This window comes from Phaeobacter sp. CECT 5382 (assembly GCF_001457775.1).
Lineage (GTDB): Bacteria > Pseudomonadota > Alphaproteobacteria > Rhodobacterales > Rhodobacteraceae > Pseudophaeobacter.
The window spans coordinates 1-3414 of the sequence record NZ_CYSG01000045.1 but is presented as its reverse complement, the minus strand read 5'-3'; the positions used below and the strand labels follow the sequence as shown (position 1 = coordinate 3414).

4 protein-coding genes are annotated in these 3414 nt (G+C 53.2%); all 4 read left to right on the top strand.

What is annotated here, in order from left to right; translation table 11 throughout:
- The first annotated feature begins 135 nt into the window (after nucleotides 1-135).
- The 4 genes from PH5382_RS19245 (at nucleotide 136) to PH5382_RS19230 (ending at nucleotide 3399) form a co-directional block, all read left to right on the top strand.
- Entirely contained in the window at nucleotides 136-690 is a 555-nt protein-coding gene (locus tag PH5382_RS19245; protein WP_058335995.1) for a recombinase family protein, read from the top strand.
- A 169-nt stretch (nucleotides 691-859) separates the two neighbouring features.
- Complete coding sequence (locus tag PH5382_RS19240; RefSeq protein WP_058335994.1) at nucleotides 860-1360, top strand: ribonuclease H family protein; 501 nt, start codon at nucleotides 860-862, stop codon at nucleotides 1358-1360.
- A complete protein-coding gene (locus PH5382_RS19235; RefSeq protein ID WP_058335993.1) occupies nucleotides 1360-2244 on the top strand; it encodes a hypothetical protein in 885 nt (294 codons plus the stop codon). The genes PH5382_RS19240 and PH5382_RS19235 overlap by 1 nt, the downstream gene beginning before the upstream one ends.
- Nucleotides 2245-2814: 570 nt before the next feature.
- Complete coding sequence (locus PH5382_RS19230) at nucleotides 2815-3399, top strand: hypothetical protein (protein ID WP_156414991.1); 585 nt, start codon at nucleotides 2815-2817, stop codon at nucleotides 3397-3399.
- Nucleotides 3400-3414 lie beyond the last annotated feature (15 nt).

The window sequence follows — 3414 nt, the reverse complement described above, 5'->3', positions numbered from 1 at the left end:
ACACATTAGTGGCCGTTGGAGGCGCGAAAACGTCAAGTTACTTGGGAAATGCGGGCTCATACAAGTATGCCGTTGCGTTTTGAGACGATTTGATTCAGACCTCCAAGAGCTATGTGAGACACTTGGAGGCACTCAATGCTTATCGGATACGCCCGTACATCGACCTTGGATCAATCCGCAGGGCTTGAAGCGCAGGAGAGAGACTTGGGAGGTGCCGGGTGTGAAAAGGTGTATACAGAGCAGGTTTCTTCGGTGGATGTGAAGGCCCGCACACAGTTGGAGGCAGCGCTGGACTACGTTCGGGAAGGGGATACCTTAGTGGTGACCAAACTGGACCGCCTTGCAAGGTCTGTGTCGCATCTTCTGGAAGTCCTAAAGAGCCTGACAGATAAGGGTGCAGCGCTGCGTATCCTTGATATGGGAATTGATACCAGTACTCCAACGGGGAAGCTTATGTTGACCGTTCTGGGCGGAGTAGCTGAGTTTGAGCGGGCGATCATGTTAGAGCGTCAGCGTGAAGGCATTGCCAAAGCGAAGGCGGCAGGAAAGTACAAGGGACGCCAACCTACTGCGATGGCACAGAGCGCTGAAGTGTTTGCTCTGCACAAGGAGGGTGTCGGAGCTACAGAGATTGCCAAGCGCATTGGGATAGGCCGGGCCAGCGTGTACCGGATCATCAAGGCAACCTAGGCCGCTAGTATTTGTTTTGTTTAGGTTTCTGCGCCGCTGCGAGTTGGGGGAATCAATAGGGTTGCACTTATAGAAGTAGCTACCGTTTTAGTGTGAACCACCTCTGCCGAGTAAGGTTGCACCTAAAGATGGAAGCACATCAAACTCCAAACTCAGCAGGAAAAATCTAATGGACAATCTTATGAAGACGGCCTTGGCCGAAGGAAAATACGTGGCTTTCACCGATGGAAGCTGCAAGGGCAACCCCGGCCCCGGTGGAGCTGCTGTTTGGCTCTACGTACCAAATGGCGAGCCGATTGAAAAACCCCGGCAAAGCCTAAGCACCACGAACAATATTGCAGACATGACGGCGGTCATTGACGCTCTAGAAATGGTCCCTGAGGGTGAATCTGTTTTGATCGTCCTAGAGAGTGACTACATCAGGTGCGGATTTGAGCAGTATCTCGAAGGATGGCTGCAGAGGGGGTGGCGTAAATCGAATGGGAAGGAGGTGGCGAATTGTGAGCTGTGGAAGAGAGTTCACTCCCTTGCTGCAGAGCGCCATGTAACGTTCTACAAGATCTCAGCCAACTCCAACGACCCGGACAAAATACGTGTTGAAGCGCTGGCGAAGGAAGCCGCTGAGAAGGCCGCTAAGAGGGCGTATCATGCTCCGAAGGGGCGTGTGTGATGAGTGACCCTGCAGAAGCACCCAGCACCGCCATAGAGCGCCTGAGGGCTGAAAGGGAAGCGAGTCCTCACCAATCTGGAAAGAGCCGCCGAAAGCTACCTCTGAGTGCAATCCATGTTGAACCCCTTGCTTTCCAAGTGAGAACTGACGGGCTTGACGTAGAGCGAGTAAAAGAGATCGCGGGAGGCCTCGACGGGTCAAATCTTGACGAGACCGTGCACGTTTGGTGGTCGGGCAAGCGTTGGATTGTGATCGACGGCCACCACCGCCATGCTGCGTATTCCTTAAAGCAAGAGCAATCAGGGAAGACCTTGGCGGTTCCTGTAGTGGCTCACCCTGACATTTCCCTTGGGGATGCCATTGGGATGGCTGGTCGATTAAACAACCGAGAAAAGGTCAAGATCAGCAAGGCTGAGATGCTCAACAATGCTTGGCGAATGGTCTGCTTGGGGGAAGGATCAATCAAGCAGCAGAGTGAATGTTCAGGTGTTGGAAAGTCCACCATAAGCAATATGCGGCAGGCAAAGGAGTTTTTGGCCACTTGGGGTATGTCACCCAGCTCTATGATCGACGCCGGATGGGAGCAGTGCCGTACTGACTGGAAGGGGAAGTCCCAGCGAGATCATGGGCCTGATGCCCTAGAGCTGATGGCTCAGAGCCTTGCGAAGGAACTCGCGGAGTTAAAGGTCACAAGTATCATCAAGTCGCCAGATGTTCTTGCTAGAGCGCTGGAGATTATGTCTCCTGCATTGCCCGGCAGGTTGCTTGAAAGCGATCCTTTCTGGAATGCGTTGAATGCCACTGGGCGGGCAATACTGGAGGAAGCAGATGCCGAAGAAGTCGAGGAAGGCGGCCTGAGTTTTGAAGGTGTTGAAGACTTCTAGATGATGATGATCAATGATGTTCGGCCTGAGGGCCTCACTGCGGTTCCTTAGGCAAACCTCGCAAGCTACCCATAAGATAGGGGTACCCAAATGGGGAGGCTGGGCGGCTCGCTACTCTGGCTAGTCAACGGGGGCTAAGGTCGAACTGGTGGGACGCTCGTGGGGTGTGCAACCAACATTTTGATAGTCAATGTTGCCCTTTCAAACTTCCGGTCGCCTGCTTGGTTCTGCATGCTGGGGACCCCACAGGCCTTTAAGGGGGACCTTGCTTCGGTACGAGCCCTAGGTTGATTGTCGGGCTACCAAGTAAATGAACATCGGGGCAGCGCATATGTGCTGCCTCCAGCCGCTACCTCAACCAAACCGCTACACAACCACTACACAAAATCCTCGAATAGGTGTACGTAAGCGACTGTAAAACAACAGTAATTGAAGGGGGTCACATCCGTGTGGGGGCACCATTTTTCTCACAGTAAGTTGTTGATGTATAAGGGTAAGTACCCCTATTGCATCCGTTCCAACTACACGCTTAGCTACACAATGTGGGTTTAGGCTATGCGGAATGTGACTGTGAAATACCTCAGGAAGAACGACAGAACAGGTAGTTTTGAGTATCGGCGCAGGGTCCCCAAGTCTCTTGAGAAGCTGGTCACGAAACGTGAGTTTCTGAAGGTACTGGGCAAGACCCAAAGCGAAGCAGTCATGCGCTACGGCGCTGAACATGAGAAAATTGAACATCTCGTGAGTTTGGCCAAGTTTGGCGTCACTGGTCTCTCCCCTTTGGAGCAATCGAAGAAGCTGGCAGCATTGCTCGAAAGCTGGGATGCTGATCCGCATAGCGCTGGGCGAGATGACAATGAGCGCACGTGGCGCGGTGAGGCCGCTGCGCAGTTGGTGGATAAGTACCAAGACCCCACATCAGGCGAATATGTAGGAGTGCCAGAGGAAGATGGTCTCCTCGCTAGTGCGCTCCTTGGCGGTGTCTCGAAAGAAACCCCTCAGGTTACCGTGACAGACGCCTTTACGGCCTATCTGGAGGAGAACGCCCTCAAGATACCCGAACAACACAAGAAGCAACGCCAGAGGTTTGCGCGGTCCGAGAAGAACCTGATCTTGGCTTTGTTGCACAAATCGGGTGAGGGATTCATTTCGTGAATCCAGCATGGTAGC

Excerpts from the sequence above, each read along its gene's own strand:
- PH5382_RS19245 (WP_058335995.1), top strand. The coding sequence starts at position 136 with ATGCTTATCGGATACGCCCGTACATCGACCTTGGATCAATCCGCAGGG.
- PH5382_RS19240 (WP_058335994.1), top strand. The coding sequence starts at position 860 with ATGGACAATCTTATGAAGACGGCCTTGGCCGAAGGAAAATACGTGGCT.
- PH5382_RS19235 (WP_058335993.1), top strand. The coding sequence starts at position 1,360 with ATGAGTGACCCTGCAGAAGCACCCAGCACCGCCATAGAGCGCCTGAGG.